The sequence below is a fragment of the Actinospica acidithermotolerans genome (assembly GCF_018139625.1).
GTDB lineage: Bacteria > Actinomycetota > Actinomycetes > Streptomycetales > Catenulisporaceae > Actinospica > Actinospica acidithermotolerans.
This window is the reverse complement of sequence record NZ_JAGSOH010000004.1, coordinates 35,169-52,692: the sequence shown is the minus strand read 5'-3', so window position 1 is coordinate 52,692 and position 17,524 is coordinate 35,169. Positions and strand designations below refer to the sequence as shown.

Annotated in this window: 16 protein-coding genes; 4 read left to right on the top strand and 12 right to left on the bottom strand. The window is 70.5% G+C overall.

What is annotated here, in order from left to right; translation table 11 throughout:
- Positions 1-29: 29 nt before the first annotated feature.
- The 5 genes from dprE2 to rpsA form a co-directional block, all read right to left on the bottom strand.
- Positions 30-794: a decaprenylphospho-beta-D-erythro-pentofuranosid-2-ulose 2-reductase gene (gene dprE2, locus KDK95_RS02675; RefSeq protein ID WP_212516355.1), complete on the bottom strand. Its 765-nt coding sequence runs from the start codon at positions 792-794 to the stop codon at positions 30-32.
- Between the two features lie 10 nt (positions 795-804).
- Complete coding sequence (dprE1, locus tag KDK95_RS02670) at positions 805-2,205, bottom strand: decaprenylphosphoryl-beta-D-ribose oxidase (RefSeq protein ID WP_212516354.1); 1,401 nt, start codon at positions 2,203-2,205, stop codon at positions 805-807.
- Complete coding sequence (locus KDK95_RS02665; RefSeq protein ID WP_212516353.1) at positions 2,195-3,178, bottom strand: decaprenyl-phosphate phosphoribosyltransferase; 984 nt, start codon at positions 3,176-3,178, stop codon at positions 2,195-2,197. The genes dprE1 and KDK95_RS02665 overlap by 11 nt, the downstream gene beginning before the upstream one ends.
- Before the next feature lie 84 nt (positions 3,179-3,262).
- A complete protein-coding gene (gene coaE / locus KDK95_RS02660; protein ID WP_212516352.1) occupies positions 3,263-3,871 on the bottom strand; it encodes a dephospho-CoA kinase in 609 nt (202 codons plus the stop codon).
- Between the two features lie 257 nt (positions 3,872-4,128).
- Positions 4,129-5,622: a 30S ribosomal protein S1 gene (gene rpsA, locus KDK95_RS02655; protein ID WP_212516351.1), complete on the bottom strand. Its 1,494-nt coding sequence runs from the start codon at positions 5,620-5,622 to the stop codon at positions 4,129-4,131.
- Positions 5,623-5,883: 261 nt separating this feature from the next.
- Between rpsA and KDK95_RS02650 the strand changes: the two genes are divergently transcribed.
- The 4 genes from KDK95_RS02650 (at position 5,884) to KDK95_RS02635 (ending at position 10,856) form a co-directional block, all read left to right on the top strand.
- Positions 5,884-6,777 carry a class I SAM-dependent methyltransferase gene (locus tag KDK95_RS02650; protein WP_307844095.1) on the top strand — a complete coding sequence of 298 codons (894 nt, stop codon included), beginning with the start codon at positions 5,884-5,886 and terminating at the stop codon, positions 6,775-6,777.
- A 96-nt stretch (positions 6,778-6,873) separates the two neighbouring features.
- Entirely contained in the window at positions 6,874-8,151 is a 1,278-nt protein-coding gene (locus KDK95_RS02645; protein ID WP_212516349.1) for an MATE family efflux transporter, read from the top strand.
- Between the two features lie 66 nt (positions 8,152-8,217).
- A complete protein-coding gene (locus tag KDK95_RS02640; RefSeq protein WP_212516348.1) occupies positions 8,218-8,982 on the top strand; it encodes a 3-hydroxybutyrate dehydrogenase in 765 nt (254 codons plus the stop codon).
- Complete coding sequence (locus tag KDK95_RS02635; RefSeq protein ID WP_212516347.1) at positions 8,967-10,856, top strand: helix-turn-helix domain-containing protein; 1,890 nt, start codon at positions 8,967-8,969, stop codon at positions 10,854-10,856. Before KDK95_RS02640 ends, KDK95_RS02635 begins: the two co-directional genes overlap by 16 nt.
- On the opposite strand, the gene KDK95_RS02630 is transcribed toward KDK95_RS02635, so the two are convergent.
- From KDK95_RS02630 to KDK95_RS02600, 7 genes are all read right to left on the bottom strand, one after another.
- Positions 10,853-11,629 carry an aminoglycoside phosphotransferase family protein gene (locus KDK95_RS02630; protein ID WP_249160090.1) on the bottom strand — a complete coding sequence of 259 codons (777 nt, stop codon included), beginning with the start codon at positions 11,627-11,629 and terminating at the stop codon, positions 10,853-10,855. The two genes, KDK95_RS02635 and KDK95_RS02630, sit on opposite strands and share 4 nt — an antisense overlap.
- Positions 11,630-11,732: 103 nt before the next feature.
- Complete coding sequence (locus tag KDK95_RS02625; protein ID WP_212516346.1) at positions 11,733-12,695, bottom strand: alpha/beta fold hydrolase; 963 nt, start codon at positions 12,693-12,695, stop codon at positions 11,733-11,735.
- Positions 12,696-12,701: 6 nt separating this feature from the next.
- Positions 12,702-13,781, bottom strand: coding sequence for a branched-chain amino acid ABC transporter permease (locus tag KDK95_RS02620; protein ID WP_212516345.1), 1,080 nt, complete (start codon positions 13,779-13,781; stop codon positions 12,702-12,704).
- Complete coding sequence (locus KDK95_RS02615; protein ID WP_212516344.1) at positions 13,778-14,647, bottom strand: branched-chain amino acid ABC transporter permease; 870 nt, start codon at positions 14,645-14,647, stop codon at positions 13,778-13,780. The genes KDK95_RS02620 and KDK95_RS02615 overlap by 4 nt, the downstream gene beginning before the upstream one ends.
- Positions 14,644-15,360: an ABC transporter ATP-binding protein gene (locus tag KDK95_RS02610; RefSeq protein ID WP_212516343.1), complete on the bottom strand. Its 717-nt coding sequence runs from the start codon at positions 15,358-15,360 to the stop codon at positions 14,644-14,646. The genes KDK95_RS02615 and KDK95_RS02610 overlap by 4 nt, the downstream gene beginning before the upstream one ends.
- Positions 15,357-16,142: an ABC transporter ATP-binding protein gene (locus KDK95_RS02605; protein WP_307844093.1), complete on the bottom strand. Its 786-nt coding sequence runs from the start codon at positions 16,140-16,142 to the stop codon at positions 15,357-15,359. Before KDK95_RS02605 ends, KDK95_RS02610 begins: the two co-directional genes overlap by 4 nt.
- A complete protein-coding gene (locus tag KDK95_RS02600) occupies positions 16,139-17,383 on the bottom strand; it encodes a substrate-binding domain-containing protein (protein WP_212516342.1) in 1,245 nt (414 codons plus the stop codon). Before KDK95_RS02600 ends, KDK95_RS02605 begins: the two co-directional genes overlap by 4 nt.
- Between the last annotated feature and the right edge of the window lie 141 nt (positions 17,384-17,524).

Here is a 17,524-nt window from a genome sequence, read left to right as displayed (position 1 = left end):
CGACCGCCGACAAATCTCGTCCCCGCAGGTCAGCCCTGCTTCTCCGCGACCTTCCTGAACACCGGCCGAGGCAGGTGGCGCACGGCCGACATCGCGAAGCGCACCGGGGCCGGCACCCAGATCATCTCCGCGTTCCTGCGCAGCCCCTCGACGATCCCGTCGGCCACGGCCTCGGCGGTCGTGGACATCGGCGCCTTGGGCCGGCCCGTCGTCATCTTCGTCTCGACGAAGCTCGGCCGCACGATCATCACGTGCACGCCGGTACCCTCGAGCGAATCGCCGAGCCCCTGCGCGAAGGCGTCGAGGCCGGCCTTGCTCGAGCCGTAGATGAAGTTCGCCTTGCGCGCCCGCTCCGCGGCGACCGAGGAGAGCACGACGAGCGAGCCGTGCCCCTGCTTCCTGAGCGCCTCCGCGCAGACCAGCGACGAGGTGACGGCGCCGACGTAGTTCGTCTGCACGACCTGCGCCGCGGAGAGGGGGTCGCGCTCGTCCCTCGCCTGCTCACCGAGCACGCCGAAGGCAAGCAGCACGACGTCGATGTCGCCCTCCTCGAACAGCGGCGCGAGCACCTTCTCGTGCGAGGAGAAGTCGAGCGCGTCGAAGTCCACGGTGCGCACGTCGGCGCCGTGCGAGCGCAGCAGGGTGACGGCGGCGTCCAGCCGCTCCGAGGGGCGCGCGGCCAGGATGATCCGCTTGGTCTTGTCTTGGGCCAGCTTGCGCGCGGTGGCCACGGCGATGTCGGAGGAGCCGCCGAGCACCAGCAGCGACTGCACCGAGCCGAGGGAGTCCTTCATGTCACGATCCTTAGAGGCTGAGTCGACGGGACTGGTCGGAGACGAAGACGCCCTGCGGGTCGGCCGCGGCGCGCACCTTGCGGAAGGCCTCGAGCCGCGGGTACATCGCCTCGAGGTCCGCGGCCGACATCCGCGAGTCCTTGGCCAGATAGAGGCGGCCGCCGGCTTCCAGCACCTTGCCGTCCATCCAGCGCAGCAGGCCGGGCAGCCCCGGGGTGCCGGTCGGGAAGTCGTAGGTCAGGGTCCAGCCCTCGGTCGGGAAGGACAGGTAACCGGGGCTGGCCGGCCCGAACCGCTTGAGCACGGTGACGAACGAGGGCGCGCGCTGCACGGCGACCCGCTCGACGATCCGGCGCAGCGTGGAGGCGGCGTCGAAGGGCACGACGAACTGGTACTGCAGGAATCCGGCGGGCCCGTACACGCGGTTCCAGTCGTGGATCGCGTCCAGCGGGTGGAAGAAGCCGCCGATGCTGGCGATGTGCGTGTGCGAGTTCTGCGGCGCGCGGCGGAAGTTGGCCAGGTTCATCAGCCGGATCGTGCGCCGGTTGAGCAGACCGCTCGGGAACAGGTCCGGCATCGAGGCGACCGGCTTCGGGTGGAACGCGAGAGGGTTCTCGCGCTGCTTGGCCGGCAGGTCGGCGACGGTCGCGAAGTTCCCGCTCTCCACCCAGCCGCGGCCGAGCGAGGGCCCGGTGGCGAGGTTGTCGAGCGACGCGACGGAGAACCGGTGGTCGGCGTCCGTCTCCGTCATCCGCGCCATCGCCTCGTCGAGGTCGGCGACGCGCTTGGTCTCGACGAGGATCCGCGAGGTCTCCACGGGCAGCATCCGCAGCGTGGCCCGCAGCACGACGCCGGTCAGGCCCATGCCGCCGGCGGTCGCCCAGAACAGCTCGGGCTCGGACTCGGGGGTCAGGGTCCGGACGCCGCCGTCGGCGAGCAGCAGGTCCATCGAGACGACGTGCTGCGCGAAGGAGCCGTCGGCGTGGTGGCTCTTGCCGTGGATGTCGCACGCGATCGCCCCGCCGACGGTGACGTGCCTAGTCCCTGGGGTGACCGGGACGAAGTAGCCGAAGGGCAGCATCGCCTCCATCAGCTGGTGCAGGCTGACGCCGGGTTCGACGACGACCTGGCCGGTGTCGAGGTCGACGGCGAGGATCCGGTTCATCCCGGTCAGGTCGAGCACCCGGCCGCCGCCGTTCTGCGCCGGGTCGCCGTAGGAGCGCCCGAGCCCGCGCGCGACGATCCCGCGCGGACCCGCCGTGGTTACGGCCTCGGCGATCTCCTCGCGGCTGCGCGGCCGCAGCACCTCGGCGACGGACGGCGAGGTGCGTCCCCAACCCGACAGCCGTTCCCGAGTCGGGGGCGAGGTGCGCCCCGCTGACTCCGGGCCGGCGAGACTCTCAGTGCCCATTGACGAAAACTCCCAGCGCGAACAAGATCAACCAGGTCAGCCCGATGCCCATGATGACCCTATCTCCGAGCACCACGTCCTCCGGCTCACCCGCCTGGCCCGCGTCGACGAACATCGCGTAGCGCAGAAAGACGAAGGCCCAGGGCACGATGGACAGCTCGTGCCAGCGCACGCCGCGGTCCGTGGCGCCGAGCTCGAAGGCCCACAGGCTGTAGGTCAGGATCGTCAGTCCGACCATCGTCTGCCAGATGAACCGCAGGTAGGACGGCGTGTATCCGACGAGCGAGCGTCGGGTGACGGCCGCGTCGTCGCCCATCAGCAGCAGCTCCGAGTACCGCTTGCCGGACACCATGAACAGCGAGGCGAAGCCGGTGGTGAGCAGGAACCACTGCGACAGCGGGATGCCCGCCGCCACGCCGCCGACCATCGCGCGCAGCAGGAAACCGCTGGCCACAAGCGCGAGGTCGAGCACGAGCACGTGCTTGAACCAGAGGCTGTAGGCCAGGTGCATGGCGAGGTAGACCGTGATCACGGCGACCGTCGCGCCGTTGTCGATCGAGGCGACGGCGAGTGCCACGACGGAGAGCACGACCACGCCGACCCACGCCAGCCTGATCGGGACGATCCCGGCCGCGATCGGCCGGCGGCACTTCGTCGGGTGCGCCCGGTCCGCCGCGACGTCGAGCGCGTCGTTCGCGTAGTAGACCGCCGAGGCCGCGAAGCAGAAGGCGATGAACGCGATCGCGACCGGGCGGAGGGTGCCGGCGTGGGTGATCGTGCCGGACGCCAGCGGAGCCGCGAGGACCAGGACGTTCTTGATCCACTGCTTGGGGCGGGCCTCCTGGATCAGCCCGGCGACCAGCGCGCGCCGGGCGGACCGGTCGCGTGCGCCGGCGAGCGTCCCTTCGTCGATGCCGGTGACGCCGGGTTCGGCCGCCTCATTCTGCTCCTGTTGCGCCGGGAACGACGACACGGCGTTCTCCCTCACAAGTGACCGCAGTACGGCAACGGTTAGATACCGCGCCCAGCCCGATTCGATAACGGCTTGGGAACTTTATCAGGATTGCTTGCTTTTGCCTTCTAGCTCATGCCACAGATCGGCAACGGCTTCGTTCAGTTCTTCTGTGCCTCCGCTGTTGTCGATCAGCCGGTCGGCCGCGGCGTTGCGCTGCTCGCGCGGCGCCTGCGCCGCGATCCTGGCCCGTGCCTCCGGCTCGGTCATCGCGCGGTCCCGGATCAGCCGGCCGACGCGGATGTCGTCGTCGGCGTCCACCACCACGACGACGTCGAACAGCGGCGTGAGGCCGCCCTCGACCAGCAGGGGGATGTCCTGGACCACGACGCTGCCCTCGGGCGCGGCGGCGGCGCGCTCGGCCATCCACGCGCGGACCCTGGGATGCACGATCGCGTTGAGCCGCTTGCGCCGCTCCTCGTCGCTGAAGACCACCGAGGCCAGCGCGGCCCGGTCCAGCGAGCCGTCCTCCCGCAGCACCCGCGGGCCGAAGGCGCCGACCACCTCGGCCAGCCCCTCGGTGCCCGGCTCGACCACGGCCCGCGCGGCGAGGTCCGCGTCCAGCACGATCGCGCCGTGCCCGGCGAGCAGGCGGGCCACGGTGCTCTTGCCCGCTCCGATCCCGCCGGTCAGTCCCACGTGAAGCGTACGCATCCGTCCGCAGTTCCCTTCCGAGCCCGGATGAAACGAAGCAGGGGACCCGATCGGGTCCCCTGCCACGTCAGCCTAGCGGCTGTGCTGATTCAGTTCAGCGGTGCGAGCCTCGGCTCTGGCCGCCGTTCGGCTTCACGGTTCGCGCAGCGCTCCGCGCACTCAGCTCTGGCCGCCGTTCGGCTTCACAGTTCGCGCAGCGCTCCGCGCTCAGCTCTGGCCGCCGTTCGGCTTCACAGTTCGCGCAGCGCTCCGCGCACTCAGCTCTGGCCGCCGGCCAGCTTCTCGCGCAGCGCGGCGAGCTGGTCGTCCGAGGCCAGCGTGCCGGTGGCCTCGCTGGACTGGTTCGACGAGTAGCTCGACGGAGCCGGTCCGCCCTCGGCGGCGGCGGCGCCGCCGTTGGCCGCGGCCTCCGCGTCGGCCTTGCGGGCTTCGGCGATCTGCTTCTGGTGCTGCTCGAAGCGCGCCTGGGCCTCGGCGTACTGCGCCTCCCAGGCCTCGCGCTGGGTGTCGAAGCCCTCGAGCCACTCGCCGGTCTCCGGGTCGAAGCCCTCGGGGTAGACGTAGTTGCCCTCGGCGTCGTAGGACGCGGCCATGCCGTACAGCGTCGGGTCGAACTGGTCGACCGAGGAGTCGCCGGTCAGGCCCTCGTTCGCCTGCTTGAGCGAGAGCGAGATGCGCCGGCGCTCGAGGTCGATGTCGATGACCTTGACGAAGATCTCGTCCGAGACCTGGACGACCTGCTCCGGGATCTCCACGTGGCGCTCGGCCAGCTCGGAGATGTGCACCAGGCCCTCGATGCCCTCGTCCACCCGGACGAACGCGCCGAACGGCACCAGCTTGGTGACCCGGCCGGGCACGACCTGGCCGATCTGGTGCGTGCGGGCGAACTGCTGCCACGGGTCTTCCTGGGTCGCCTTGAGCGACAGGGAGACGCGCTCGCGGTCCATGTCGACGTCCAGGACCTCGACCGTGACCTCCTGGCCGACCTCGACGACCTCGGAGGGGTGGTCGATGTGCTTCCAGGACAGCTCGGAGACGTGCACGAGGCCGTCCACGCCGCCCAGGTCGACGAACGCGCCGAAGTTGACGATCGAGGAGACCACACCGGACCGGACCTGGCCCTTGAGCAGGGTGGTGAGGAACGTCTGGCGGACCTCGGACTGGGTCTGCTCGAGCCAGGCGCGGCGGGACAGGACCACGTTGTTGCGGTTCTTGTCCAGCTCGATGATCTTGGCCTCGAGCTCCTTGCCCACATACGGCTGCAGGTCGCGGACGCGGCGCATCTCCACCAGCGAGGCGGGCAGGAAGCCGCGCAGGCCGATGTCGATGATGAGGCCGCCCTTGACGACCTCGATGACGGTACCGGTGACGATGCCGTCCTCGTCCTTGATCTTCTCGATCGTGCCCCAGGCGCGCTCGTACTGGGCGCGCTTCTTGGACAGGATCAGCCGGCCCTCCTTGTCCTCCTTCTGGAGGACGAGAGCCTCGACGTGGTCGCCGACCGAGACAACCTCGTGCGGGTCGACGTCGTGCTTGATCGACAGCTCGCGGGAGGGGATGACGCCTTCGGTCTTGTAGCCGATGTCGAGCAGGACCTCGTCGCGGTCCACCTTGACGATGGTGCCGTCGACGATGTCGCCGTCGTTGAAGTACTTGATGGTCTCGTCGATAGCGGCGAGGAAGTCCTCCGCCGAACCGATGTCGTTGATGGCGACCTGCGGGGTTCGGGGGGTCTCGGTGCTGCTCGTCATGAGGGAAAGGGCTCCGGGCGGATTATGGGATCGGCAGTATGCACGCGGCGGAGGCCTGACTCGGGTGGCTGTCTGTTTCCGTCCTGACAAGTCGAGCGGTGCGAGAACAGCGGTTCAGTCGGTGCGGTTCCCTCGGTCTGAAACCACACGGGTTCCGCAGCGCAAAAGCCAGGATAGGCTCTGCTCGCAGCCATGGTCAATCGCGCACGCCAGCGGCGTGCGCTCGGCGGGACCGGCACACGGGTCACGAAAGGATATGGGGTGCAGGACGCTGAGTCGAGGGGCGGCGGCGGGCATTCGCCCGAGCAGCCGCCCGCGGACTGGGACGACGCCGCTTCTGTGGACCTCGTCACGCGCCGCGAGTCCGCGCAGCCGGAGACCGCTCGCGCGAATCGCTCGTGGTGGGACGCGAACGCCGACGACTACCAGGCAGAACACGGCGAGTACCTCGGCGACGCGCGCTTCCTGTGGTGCCCCGAGGGGGTCTACGAGGACGAGGCCGGACTGCTCGGCGAGGTCTCCGGTCGTGACGTGCTGGAAGTCGGCTGCGGCGCTGCGCAGTGCGCGCGCTGGCTGGCCGGCCAGGGGGCGCGCGTCGTGGCCTTCGACCTCTCGTTGCGGCAACTGCAGCACGCGCGGCGGATCGACGCGCAGTTGGACCGGCCCGCGCTGCGGCTGGTCCAGGCCGACGCGACCGCCCTGCCCTTCGCCGACGCATCCTTCGACGTCGTGTGCTCGGCGTTCGGCGCGGTGCCGTTCGTCAGCGACTCGGGACTGCTGATGCGCGAGGTCGCGCGGGTACTGCGCCCGGGAGGCGGCTGGGTGTTCTCGGTGCCGCATCCGCTGCGCTGGGCGCTGCCCGACCTGCCGGACGCGGAGGGGCTGGTGGTGCGGCACTCGTACTTCGACCGGCGCCCCTACGTGGAGCAGGACGAGGACGGCGAGGCCACGTACGTCGAGCACCACCGCACGCTGGGCGACCGGATCAGGGAGCTGACGGCCGCCGGGCTCGCCGTGCGCGACCTGGTCGAGCCGGAGTACCCGGAGGAGCTCGGCGACCGCTGGGGCGGCGGCTGGTCCGCGCAGCGCGGCCGGCTCGTACCCGGCACCGCCATCTTCGTCACCCGGAAGACGGGCGCGCAGTCGCCCGGGTGACCGACGGCTTGCGCGGTCCGGAAGTCGGTTCCGGTTCACCTGGCGTCCGGTGCGGCGAATGGTGAGCCTCGGCACCGCCGTCTAGAGTCAGGCGCCATGGCCAGGAAGCTGCTCGCCGACAGCGCGACCGTCGCGGTCGGCATGCTCGCCGGCAACGCGTTGTCGTACGGATTCAGCTTCTACCTCTCCCACCGGCTCGGATCCGCCGACTACGGCCAGATCGGCACGCTGCTGGCGCTGTTCCTGATCGCGTCGATCCCGGCGACGTCCCTGCAGGCCGTGACCGCGCGCCGGATCGCGGCCGCGAAGGCGCAGGACGGCGGCAGGGCCGGCGACCGCGTGCACGCCATAGCCGGCCCGCTGCTGCGCTGGTCGGTGGTCGTCGGCCTCGGCGAGGCAGTGGCGTTCGTACTGCTCTCCCCCGTGATCTCCGCCGCCTTGCCCGCGATCTCCACCGCGCAGGTGGCGTGGACCGCGGTCTCGCTGCTCCCGTTCTCGGTGATCTCCGGCTACTTCGGCCTGTCCCAGGGAGCGAGCCGCTTCCGCGACTTCACCATGCTGTTCATCCTGGTCTACGGCATGAAGCTGGCCGCCGGAGTGATCGTCGGCCGAACGCTCGAGAACCCGACGCTGGTGATGGCCGCGGTGGCGCTGTCGTGGTTCCCGGCCTGCGCCGTCTGCCACCACGTTCTGCGCGACACGGTCACGGTGAGGACCCTGATTCGCGGTGACGGCTACCTGCTGGAGTTGCGCAGGGCCTCGTGGGGCATGGGCGTCGCCCTGCTGCTTTCGCTGCTCGACGGCCTTCTTTCCGCGCATTACTACAGTGGCCCAACGCTCGGCAGCTACCAGGCGGGAGCGCTGTTCACTCGGGCGGGCTACTTCGGCCCGCAGTTCATCGGAATTCTGGTCTATCCGAGGCTCGCCGTGCCGGAAACGCGCAAGAAAGCGTTGCGCGCGGGCGTCGCGGCCTCGGTGGCGATCGGCGCGTTCGTGATCGTCGTCTCCGCGCTCTCCGCCGGTCCCTTGATCGACTTCGCGTTCGGGGAGCACTACACGGACGGCTCGGCCTTCGAGTTGAGCAAGGTGGCGTGGATCTTCGCATACGCGGGAGCGATGCAGTCGCTCGTACAGCTCGCCCAGCTCGACGCCGTGGCACGTGGCTCGGCGGCGGTCGGATGGCTGGTGCTGTGCGGCACCGGCACGGAGCTAGCGACCATCATGACGGTGGCGCACCACGATCCGGTGCAGCTGATCTCCGTCGCGGCGGTCATCGCCACGGCGACGGCGGCCGGCGGCCTGCTGCTGGCCGCGCGGTCCAAGCACGAGTCGGGCCTTCAGCTGCGGAAGGCCGAGTGCCTGCCGGCCACATGATCTTCGACCGACGTATGTGGCCGGACCACATGCGCTACCCCCGGTCGTGGCTTTACGGTCGAACCCATGACGAGGAGCGTGGATAGCGTCGACCTGCAGGGCCGCACAGCGGTGGTGACGGGTGCGGCGAGCGGGATCGGCCGGGCGTGCGCGACGGTGTTGGCCGAGGCCGGGGCGAAGGTGCGGGTGCTCGACCTCGACGCGGAACGCGCGAACGAGGTCGCGGCGGCGATCGGCGGCGAGGCTCACGTCGTGGACCTGACGGATCCGCACGGCGGCATCCGGGTGGCCGACGACGCGGACATCCTCGTCAACAACGCGGGCTTCCAGGTGGTGCGTCCGCTGGAGGAGTTCCCGCCGGCCACCTTCCACCAGATGCTCGCGGTGATGGTCGAGGCGCCGTTCCAGCTGATGCGCGCCGCTCTGCCGCACATGTACGCCCAGAACTGGGGCAGGATCGTGAACGTGTCCTCGGTGCACGGCCTGCGCGCGTCGGCGTTCAAGGCCGGTTACGTGACCGCGAAGCACGCGCTGGAGGGGCTGTCGAAGGTGGCGGCCGTGGAGGGCGGCCCGCACGGCGTCACATCGAACTGCGTCAACCCCGGCTATGTGCGCACGCCGCTGGTGGAGAAGCAGATCGCGGATCAGGCTGCGGCGCACGGAATTCCGGAGCAGGAGGTCGTGGAACAGGTGCTGCTGGCACGCTCGGCGACGAAGCAGCTGATCGAACCCGGACAGGTTGCCGAATTGGTGCTCTACCTCTGCTCGCCGGCCGCGGCGTTCATCAACGGCGCCTCACTGACGATGGATGGCGCATGGACAGCTCAGTAGCCGTCGACGACATCGTCTTCCTGTCGCTGCTGGCCCGCGACGCGCCCGCCGTCGAATACGACGAGCCGGTCCGCTTCGCCCGCCAGGCCGGCGCGTCGCCGGAACGCATCGCGGCCCTGGAACAGGCACGCGCCCTCGCCCTGCGCGTGCGCACGACGATCAGGGACCAGCGCAGGCGCGAGAACGAACTCGCCGCTCTCTTCGAGACGGCGGGCGACCTGGCAGGACTTCGCGACCTCGACGACGTGCTGCGCGCCATCGTCCTGCGCGCCCGCAAGCTGCTCGGCACCGACGTCGCCTACCTCTCGCTGCACGACGAGAAGGCCGGCGACACGTACATGCGCGTGACCGCCGGCTCGGTCTCGGCCGAGTTCCAGCGCGTGCGCCTCGGGATGGGCGAAGGCCTCGGCGGCCTCGTCGCGCAGACCGCGTCCCCCTACGCGACCGCCGACTATTTCAACGACGACCGCTTCCGGCACACGCGGCCCATCGACAGCGCCGTGCACGACGAGGGCCTGGTCGCCATCCTCGGCGTTCCATTGCTGGCGGGCGGCGAGGTCATCGGCGTGCTGTTCGCCTCAGACCGCAAGGTCAGGCCGTACACCCGCGACGAAGTCGCGCTCCTCAGTTCGCTCGCGACCCACGCCGCCATCGCCATCGAATCCGCGAATCAGCTCGCTGAGACGAAGGCCGCACTCGCCGAACTCGCCGAGGCAAGCCGCGTCATCCGCGAACACAGCGTGGCCGTCGAGCGCGCGGCGGAGGCGCACGAAGCGCTGACCAGCCTGCTGCTGCGGGGCGCGGGCCTGTGCGAGCTGGCGGACTCCGTCAGCGAGATCCTCGGCGGCGCGGTCTGCCTGCTGGACGCCCAGGGCCAGGTGCTGCAGGGCTCCGCGGCCGACGCGAACACGCCCGAAGTCCAGGCGGCCGTCGTGGAGTCCGAGCGAACCGGCAAGGCGGTCTTCGCCGCACGCCAGCACCTGTGGATAGCGGCGGTCCAGGCCGGCGGCGAACGCCTCGGCACCCTCGCCGTGCGCGCGGACGCCAGCCTCGACCCCTCCGACCAGCGCATCCTCGAACGAGCCGCGATGGTCACCGCCCTCAGACTGCTCACCGAGCGCTCGGTCCGCGACGCCGAGTACCAGGTGCGCGGCGAACTCCTGACAGACCTCTTAGACGCAGCCGACCGCCCCGACCCGGACTCCGCCGCGCTGCGCGAACGGGCCCGCCGTCTGAACGCCGACCTCGACGCCGCACACGTCATCGTCGTAGCCCGCGCCGAAGACGCCGATCGCAGGCGCCTGACGTCCGCCGCCGCACACCTCGCCGCGACGAAGCACGGCCTGGCCGGCGAACGCGCGGGCACCATCGTCCTGCTGCTCCCCGGCACAGACCCGACCGCCATCGCCCGCGACGTAGTCCACCAACTCCACGCCGCCATCCAGCGCCCCGTGACCGCCGGAGCCGCGGGCCCCGGCCACGGCCCCCTCAAGCCCGCGCAACTCTTCGCCGAAGCAGAACACTGCCTCAGCGCCCTGCTGGCCCTAGGCCGCATCGGCGACGCCGCCAGCGCGGCTGACCTGGGATACGTCGGCCTGCTGCTGGGCGGCGGCCAGGTCCCCGGCTTCGTCGAGAGCACGCTAGGTCCCGTCATCGACTACGACGCGAGACGCTCCACCGACCTGCTGCGCACCCTGGAGGCCTACTTCGCCTGCGGCGGAAACCTCATGCGCGCCAAGGACATCCTGCACGTCCACGTCAACACCGTCACCCAACGTCTGGACCGCATAGCCAAGCTGCTCGGCCCCGAGTGGCAGTCCCCAGACCGCGCCCTGGAACTGCAACTAGCGCTCCGCCTACATCGACTGCGCTAGCTGCCATGTATGGCCCGTGCCTCGCGCATCCGCGCCCGAAGCACATCAACTTCACATCCCGGCGCCGCAGGATCGAACCCGTGCTCCGCCAACCACCGGATCGCCAGCAAGCTCCGCAACGACCACCAGGCACGAATCACGTCGACGTCTAGGCCCGCGTCGTCGCCGTAACCAGCGACGACGTCGTCGAGCCGCTCCTCATGCCCCAGCGTCAACGAGGCGATGTCGGCATGCGCGTCCCCGTGCGCAGCCTCAGTCCAGTCGATGATCCCGGTGACCTCGTCACCCTGGACGAACACATGCGTGATCTGCAGATCTCCGTGCACGAACACCGGCCTCCACGGCCGCAGCGCAAGCTCAGCGATCCGCCTATTGCACGCGACGAGGTCGGCAGGCAGTACCCCGTCCGCGACCAACGCGTCGCACTCGCGCTCAAGCTCCGCCGCTAGGCCGTCAACCGTCCGCCCTGGCCAAGGCGGCAGCCGAGCCTCATGCAACCTACGCACCGCAGCCCCAGTGGCCCTCCACGCCGCAGCGGAAGCCGTCGACGGCTCCCCCAGCCGCCCCAGCGCGGTGCCCCGAGCAGCCGCAAGCGCCAGGACAGGCGGCCTACGCCACAACACCTCCGGCGTAGGCACCGGCGCCAAGGCCATGGCCTCCACTTCGATGTCCGAACGCGCCTGATGGCCGTCGACCTTCAGGAATACGTCCCCGACACGCAGCGTCGCGCAATCACGATGCGCGACGACGACCTCCACCCGCTCAGATTCCATGCCGCCCATCCTCACCGGACCGGCACGGACGTCGCCATGGCTTTTCACCGCGTCCAAGCCTGAGTTCGGACCAACGGCATCGAGCCGCCTGGCAACCCAGCGCCTACCGCAGCAGCGCCCTCGCCACCGCCTCGGCGCCGGCGCCCGGAGCGAGGATTGTGTAGTGATTGGTGTCGGGGACGAACTCGATGCGGGCCGGGGTGCGGTCCAAGCCGGCGAGGGCGAGGCGCCCCGGGTCGTAGAGGGCCTGGGGCTCGTCGAGGAGGCCGCGGGCGGCGTAGAGGAAGTCGACGTCACAGGTGAGGGCGGTGATATTGGTGCGGATGCGGTCTTCCAGCAGCACCTGCTTGCCGTCGCTGCGGATGGCGTCTTCGCGGCAGGAACTGACGGCCTCGCCGGTGGGGAGCAGGCGGGTGTCGCGGACCAGGTAGGCGGTGAGCTGAGGGGTCCAGTTGTCGGCGAAGGCGGGGTGGGCGCGGTGGAAGTCGAGGTAGGCCTCGGGGTCGGCGAAGGTCATGGAGAGCTTCTTCACCGCCGGGCCCACGACGGCTTCGAGGATGGCGTCGGCGTCGGAGCCGTCGGGGAGGGGGAAGCCCAGGCCGCCGTCGACGGCGACGAGGCGGGTGACGCGTTTGGGGTACGTCGCCGCCGCTTCCGCCGCGACGAACGCGCCGAGGGAGTGACCTGCGAGGACTGCTTCGTCGATGTGCAGTGCGTCGAGGACGTCCATCAGGTCGGCGGCGTTCTGGTCGATGCCCCAGGGGCCTTGGATCTCCCGCGAGCCGGCCCGGCCGCGCAGGTCCACGGCGATGAGTTCGGCGCGGCCGGCGACGGCTTCGGCTACTCCGGCCCAGGCCAGCGCGTTGCCGGTGATCCCGTGGACGAGCAGGATCGGGGGGTGCGACTGCGGCTGGGGCGTGCCGGGGGGCGGTGCCGGGTGCGAGGCCCGGCTCGCCGTCGCTGCGGGCTCGTCGCCCGGGCCGGTGGCGCGCCAGCGCAGCACGCTGAGGTCGCCGCCGGGCACCGGGATGCTTGACTCGGTGTAATCCAGCCAGGTCGCCGTCATACGATCTCAGCCCTCCTTGATACCCGTAGTAGTCGTCTTCGCCGCGAGGCGCCCGGCCAAACCGCCGGGGGCGAAGAACACGATGAGCACGAACGCCGCGCCGAGGAGAAAAAGCGGCTGTTCCAGCGGTCCGCGGAGGATTCCGGGCAGCCCCGCGATGGCGGAGGAACCGGAAACACGCGTGAGGGACTGGCTCGCGTAGCCGTAGACGAGTCCGCCGACGATCGCGCCCCAGCGTCTGCCCGCGCCGCCGAGCACGACCATCACCAAGAGGCTCAGGGTGAAATTCGAGGTCGATACGGTAGGGGTGGCGCCACCGAGGAGCAGTAAGTAGACGATTCCACCACCCGCCGCCAGCAGCCCCGAGACGATGAACGCGAGCAGCTTGAACAGGTACGGGTTGAGGCCGAGCACCTCGACGCGGCGTTCGTTCTCGTGGATGGCGCGCATGACGCGGCCGGGCGTCGAGGCGGTCAGGCCCCAGACCGCGGCGGCGCACAGAACGAGGTATGCCAGCGCGATCCAGTACAGGTTCGCGGTGTTGCGCACGCCGTCGAGCGCGGCGGGGACCGCCGAGCTGTTCAGCGTCTGGCCCTGCTCGCCTCCGGTGAGCTGTGGCGATCCGGAGATGACGAGGATCGATACGGCCTGGCCGAATGCGAGCGTCACCATCGCGAAGCCGATCCCGCCGACGCGGAGTGCCACGGCGCCGAGGAGCAGCGATGCGATGAGCGTGACCGCGAGCGCCAGCGCTGCCGACGTGAACAGCGCGTAGCCCGCGTGGTTCACCAGGATCGTGGTCACGTACATGCCGGCGGTCACGAACATGCCGTGGCCGAAGGACATCACGCCGGTGTGGCCAAACAGCAGGTCGTAGCTGACGGCGAGGCCCGCGAACACGAGACAGACGGCGAGCAGTTGCAGCACGCCGGGCGCGTCGAGGGGGCCGTCGAAGACTCCGGGGATGGAGATCGTCGAGTACGGCAGGAAGTACAGGACGGCGAAGACGATGAGGGCGCGAAGCCAGTTGTTTCGCCAGATGCGCCGATAACGTACCGGCGGCGCTGAGAAACGTGCGCGGGTCACGCGGGCCTCCCTTGCAGGTTGCGGCGGCGCAGCAGGAGTACCGCCGCGAGCAGGATGACAACGGATTCGTCGCCGAGGCTGGCCGACGCGTAGTCGGCGTACTGCTGGACGAGGCCGACGGCGATCGCGGCGACGGCGGTTCCGGTGATCGAGCCGGCGCCGCCGAGGACGACGACCACGAACGCGAACACGAGCAGCGAGGTGCCGTCGCCCGGTGACACCGAGCCCTGATACAGGCCGTAGAGGACGCCGGCCAGGCCGGCCGCTGCGCCGCCGAGCGCGAAGACCGCGCTGTTCGCGCGGCGCACGTCGATGCCGAGCGCGGTGACCATCTCGCGGTCCTCGACGCCCGCGCGCACGATCAGTCCGGCGCGCGTGCGGCCGAGCAGCAGCCGAAGAGCGATGAGCAGCGCGACGGCGATTCCGATCAGCAGGAAACGCACGGTCGGCACGTGCGCCCCGGCCACGTTCACCGTCCCGGCGAGCCAGCCGGGCAGGAGCCACGTGCGCGAGTCGGCACCCCAGATCGCCTGCAGCAGCGCCGGAATCGCGAGGCCGAGGCCGACCGTGGCCAGCACCTGGTCGAGCGGGCGACCATACAGCGGTCTGATGACGGCGAGTTCGGTCGCCGCGGCGACCGCGGCGCCGGCGGCGATTCCCGCGAGCAGGGAGCCGACGAGGCCGAACGTGCCGGAGAGATGGTCGGCGACGGTCCAGCCGACGTAGCCGCCGATCGAGACGAACGCGCCGTGCGCGAAGTTGAGCACGTCCATCAGGCCGAAGATCAGCGAGAGGCCGGACGCGACGAGGAAGTAGAGCGCGGCGAGTCCGAGTCCGGTCGCCGTGAGCAGGACGAGCGTCGTCATGAGCTCACTCCGTTCGCGGTCGAGACGCCGAGAAGCTGGTTGGTGAGCACCGGATTCGCGAGCAGGTCGCGCGTCTCGCCGCGATGAGCGACGCGGCCGGTGTCGAGCACGACCGAGCGGCCCGCCATCGTGCGCACGACGCCTAGGTTCTGCTCGATCAGCAGGATCGGCACTGTCCGCGCCACCTCCTTGAGCGCGTGCGCGACTTCAGCGGCGACCTTCGGCGACAAGCCCTTCGTCGGCTCGTCCACGACCAGCAGCCGGTTGGGGCGCAACAGGATCCGGCCGATCGCGAGCATCTGCTGCTCGCCGCCGGAGAGCGTCCCCGCGGACTGCGCGGCACGGTGCTTGAGCACGGGGAAGAGCTCGTACACGTAGTCGTACGCGGCCGTGGCCCGGTCACGCGGTTCGGCGAGCCGCATGTTCTCCGCGACGGTCAGCGCCGAGAACACGCCCCGGTCCTCGGGCACGTAGCCGATACCGAGGCGCGCGACGGCGTACGTGGGCAGGCCGATCAGTTCGCGCCCGTCGAAGCGGATGGAGCCGGCCGACGCGTACAGCCCGAGGATCGCCTTCGCGGTCGTCGTCTTGCCGACACCGTTGCGGCCGAGCAGCGCGGTGACGCCCGAGGCGGCGACGTCGAACGTGACGCCGTGCAGGATCGCGCTGCCGCCGAGCGAAACTCGGAGGTCGGCTATCTCAAGCAGACTCATAGTGGCTCCCCGAGGTAGGCCTCGCGCACGGTCGGGTTCTCGGTGATGAGGGACGGCACGTCGCACGCGAGCAGCGCGCCGTGATGCAGCACCGCGATTCGCTCCGCCAGTCCCAGCACGACTTCCATGTGGTGTTCCACCATGAGGATCGTGGCGCCCGAGGCGTGGATCTCCCGGATCAGCGCCGTCAGTTCGGGCACCTCCTCGACCGCCATGCCGGCCATCGGCTCGTCGAGCAGCAGGATCTGCTGCGGACGCGACGCCTGGCCGGCGAGCAGGATCGCGAGCTCGAGCTTGCGCTTCCCGCCGTGCGAGAGGGATCCCGCGCGGCGGGTGGCGTCGGCGGACAGGCGAGTGCGTTCCAGGGCCTCGGCCGCCGTGGCTCGGGCCCGCGCACCGATGCGGCTCCACGGCTTGAGGCTGCCGTACGGTCCGCTGATCGCCGCCTGTGCGGCCAGTTCGGCGTTCTGGGCGACCGTCATTCCGGGCAGCACGCTGGAGGTTTGGAAGGTTCGGCCGAGGCCGTGGCGCACGCGGCGGTGCGCGGGCAGCGTGGTCACGTCGCGCCCGTGCAGCTCGATGCGGCCAGCGCTCGACCGGGTCAGACCGGTGACCAGGTTGAACAGCGAGGTCTTCCCCGCGCCGTTCGGCCCGATCACGGCCAGCAGCTCGCCGTCGCGGACGGCGAGATCGATGTCCTCGAGCACCGTGCGGCCGCCCACCCGCCAACCGATTCCGGTCAGCGAGAGGGCGGCGGCGGTCTCCGGTCGGAGAGTCGTCACGAGGTGGACCAGGCCGGGGTGCTCGGCAGCGGCGGCGCGATCTGGTCCGGCGCGACGGCCTTGACCAGCTGCGGCGTCCACGTCGTCCCGGACCCCGTCAGCTTCGCCTCGAACTCCGGCTGCAGCAGCGCGTGGTCGGCGGCACGGACGGTGTAGGTGCCCTCGACGCCCGCGAACGACCAGCCTTCCAGGGCCTTGATCTGCGCGTTCACGTCGCCGGTCGAGGCCTCGAAGGCGTGCGCGAACATCTGCATCGCGGTGAAGCCGTCCGGAGTGAACAGGTCGACCTGGCCGCCCGCGGCCTTCACGGCCGAGGTCATCGCCGTCTCGTAGGCGTTGCCGGCGCCGGCGCCGGGGAAGTAGTGCGCGAGGAACGTGATCTTCGAGCCCGCCGGTCCGGTCGCAGGGTAGGTCGCGACGTTGGCGAGACCGGTGACGACCTGCGTCGCGCCCAGCACGCCCTGCTGGTTGAGCGCGGTCCAGAGCGCGTTGGCGTTGGTGCCGGCCCACGCCACGAACAGCAGGTCCGGCTTCGCGGCGAGGATCTTCGCGGTGAACGGCGTGAAGTCGGTCGCCGACAGCGGCACCAGCACGCTGGAGACCGACGCGCCCTTCGCGCCGAGCACGGCCTTCACGCCGGTCGCGTTCGCGGTGCCGAACTCGCTGTCCTGCGCGAGCACGACGACCTTCTTGCCCGTCAGATCCCCGACGAAGCTGCCGGCCGTCGCGATGTCCTGATACGACTCGCGGCCGGAGCGGAAGGTGTACCGGTTCAGGTTGTCGAGCTGGTCCACGGCGGCCGGGCCGGCGATGTACAGCACCTTGTTCTGCGCGGCCACGGCCGCCACCTGCAGCGCGATCGCCGAGTCCACCGTGCCGCCGATGAGCGTCACGCCCTGGCCGATCAGGTCCTTGGCGTCGTTGACGGCCGTCGCCGGGCTGTCCGCGTCGTCGTCGATCACGAGCTGCACCTTGCGGCCGTCGATCACGCCGGTGCCGTGGCTCAGATAGTCCAGGCCCGCCTTGAGGCCGGCCAGGTATTCCTCACCGTAGGGCGCATAGGGCCCTGATTCGGCGGTGATGATGCCGATCTTGACAGTAGCCGATCCGCTCGCCGCGGCCGGCGAGGCGGCGCTCGTCGGCGAGGCGCACGCCGCGGCGACGAGCCCGGTGGCAGCGGCGAGGGCCACGGCGGCCAGCGCGCGCTGGGGCCGGGAAGGGTGCGGTACGGAACGCGTCATTGCGGTACCTGCTTCCGGAGGGCACGGGACCGGGCCGCGGCGGCGGCCCGATCGGTGGATGAAGCAGACCCTAGGAACTGCGCCGCCGCGCACCCATGTGAGCCGCGTACACAATCCGACCCGCCCTCGTGTGCGCACGGG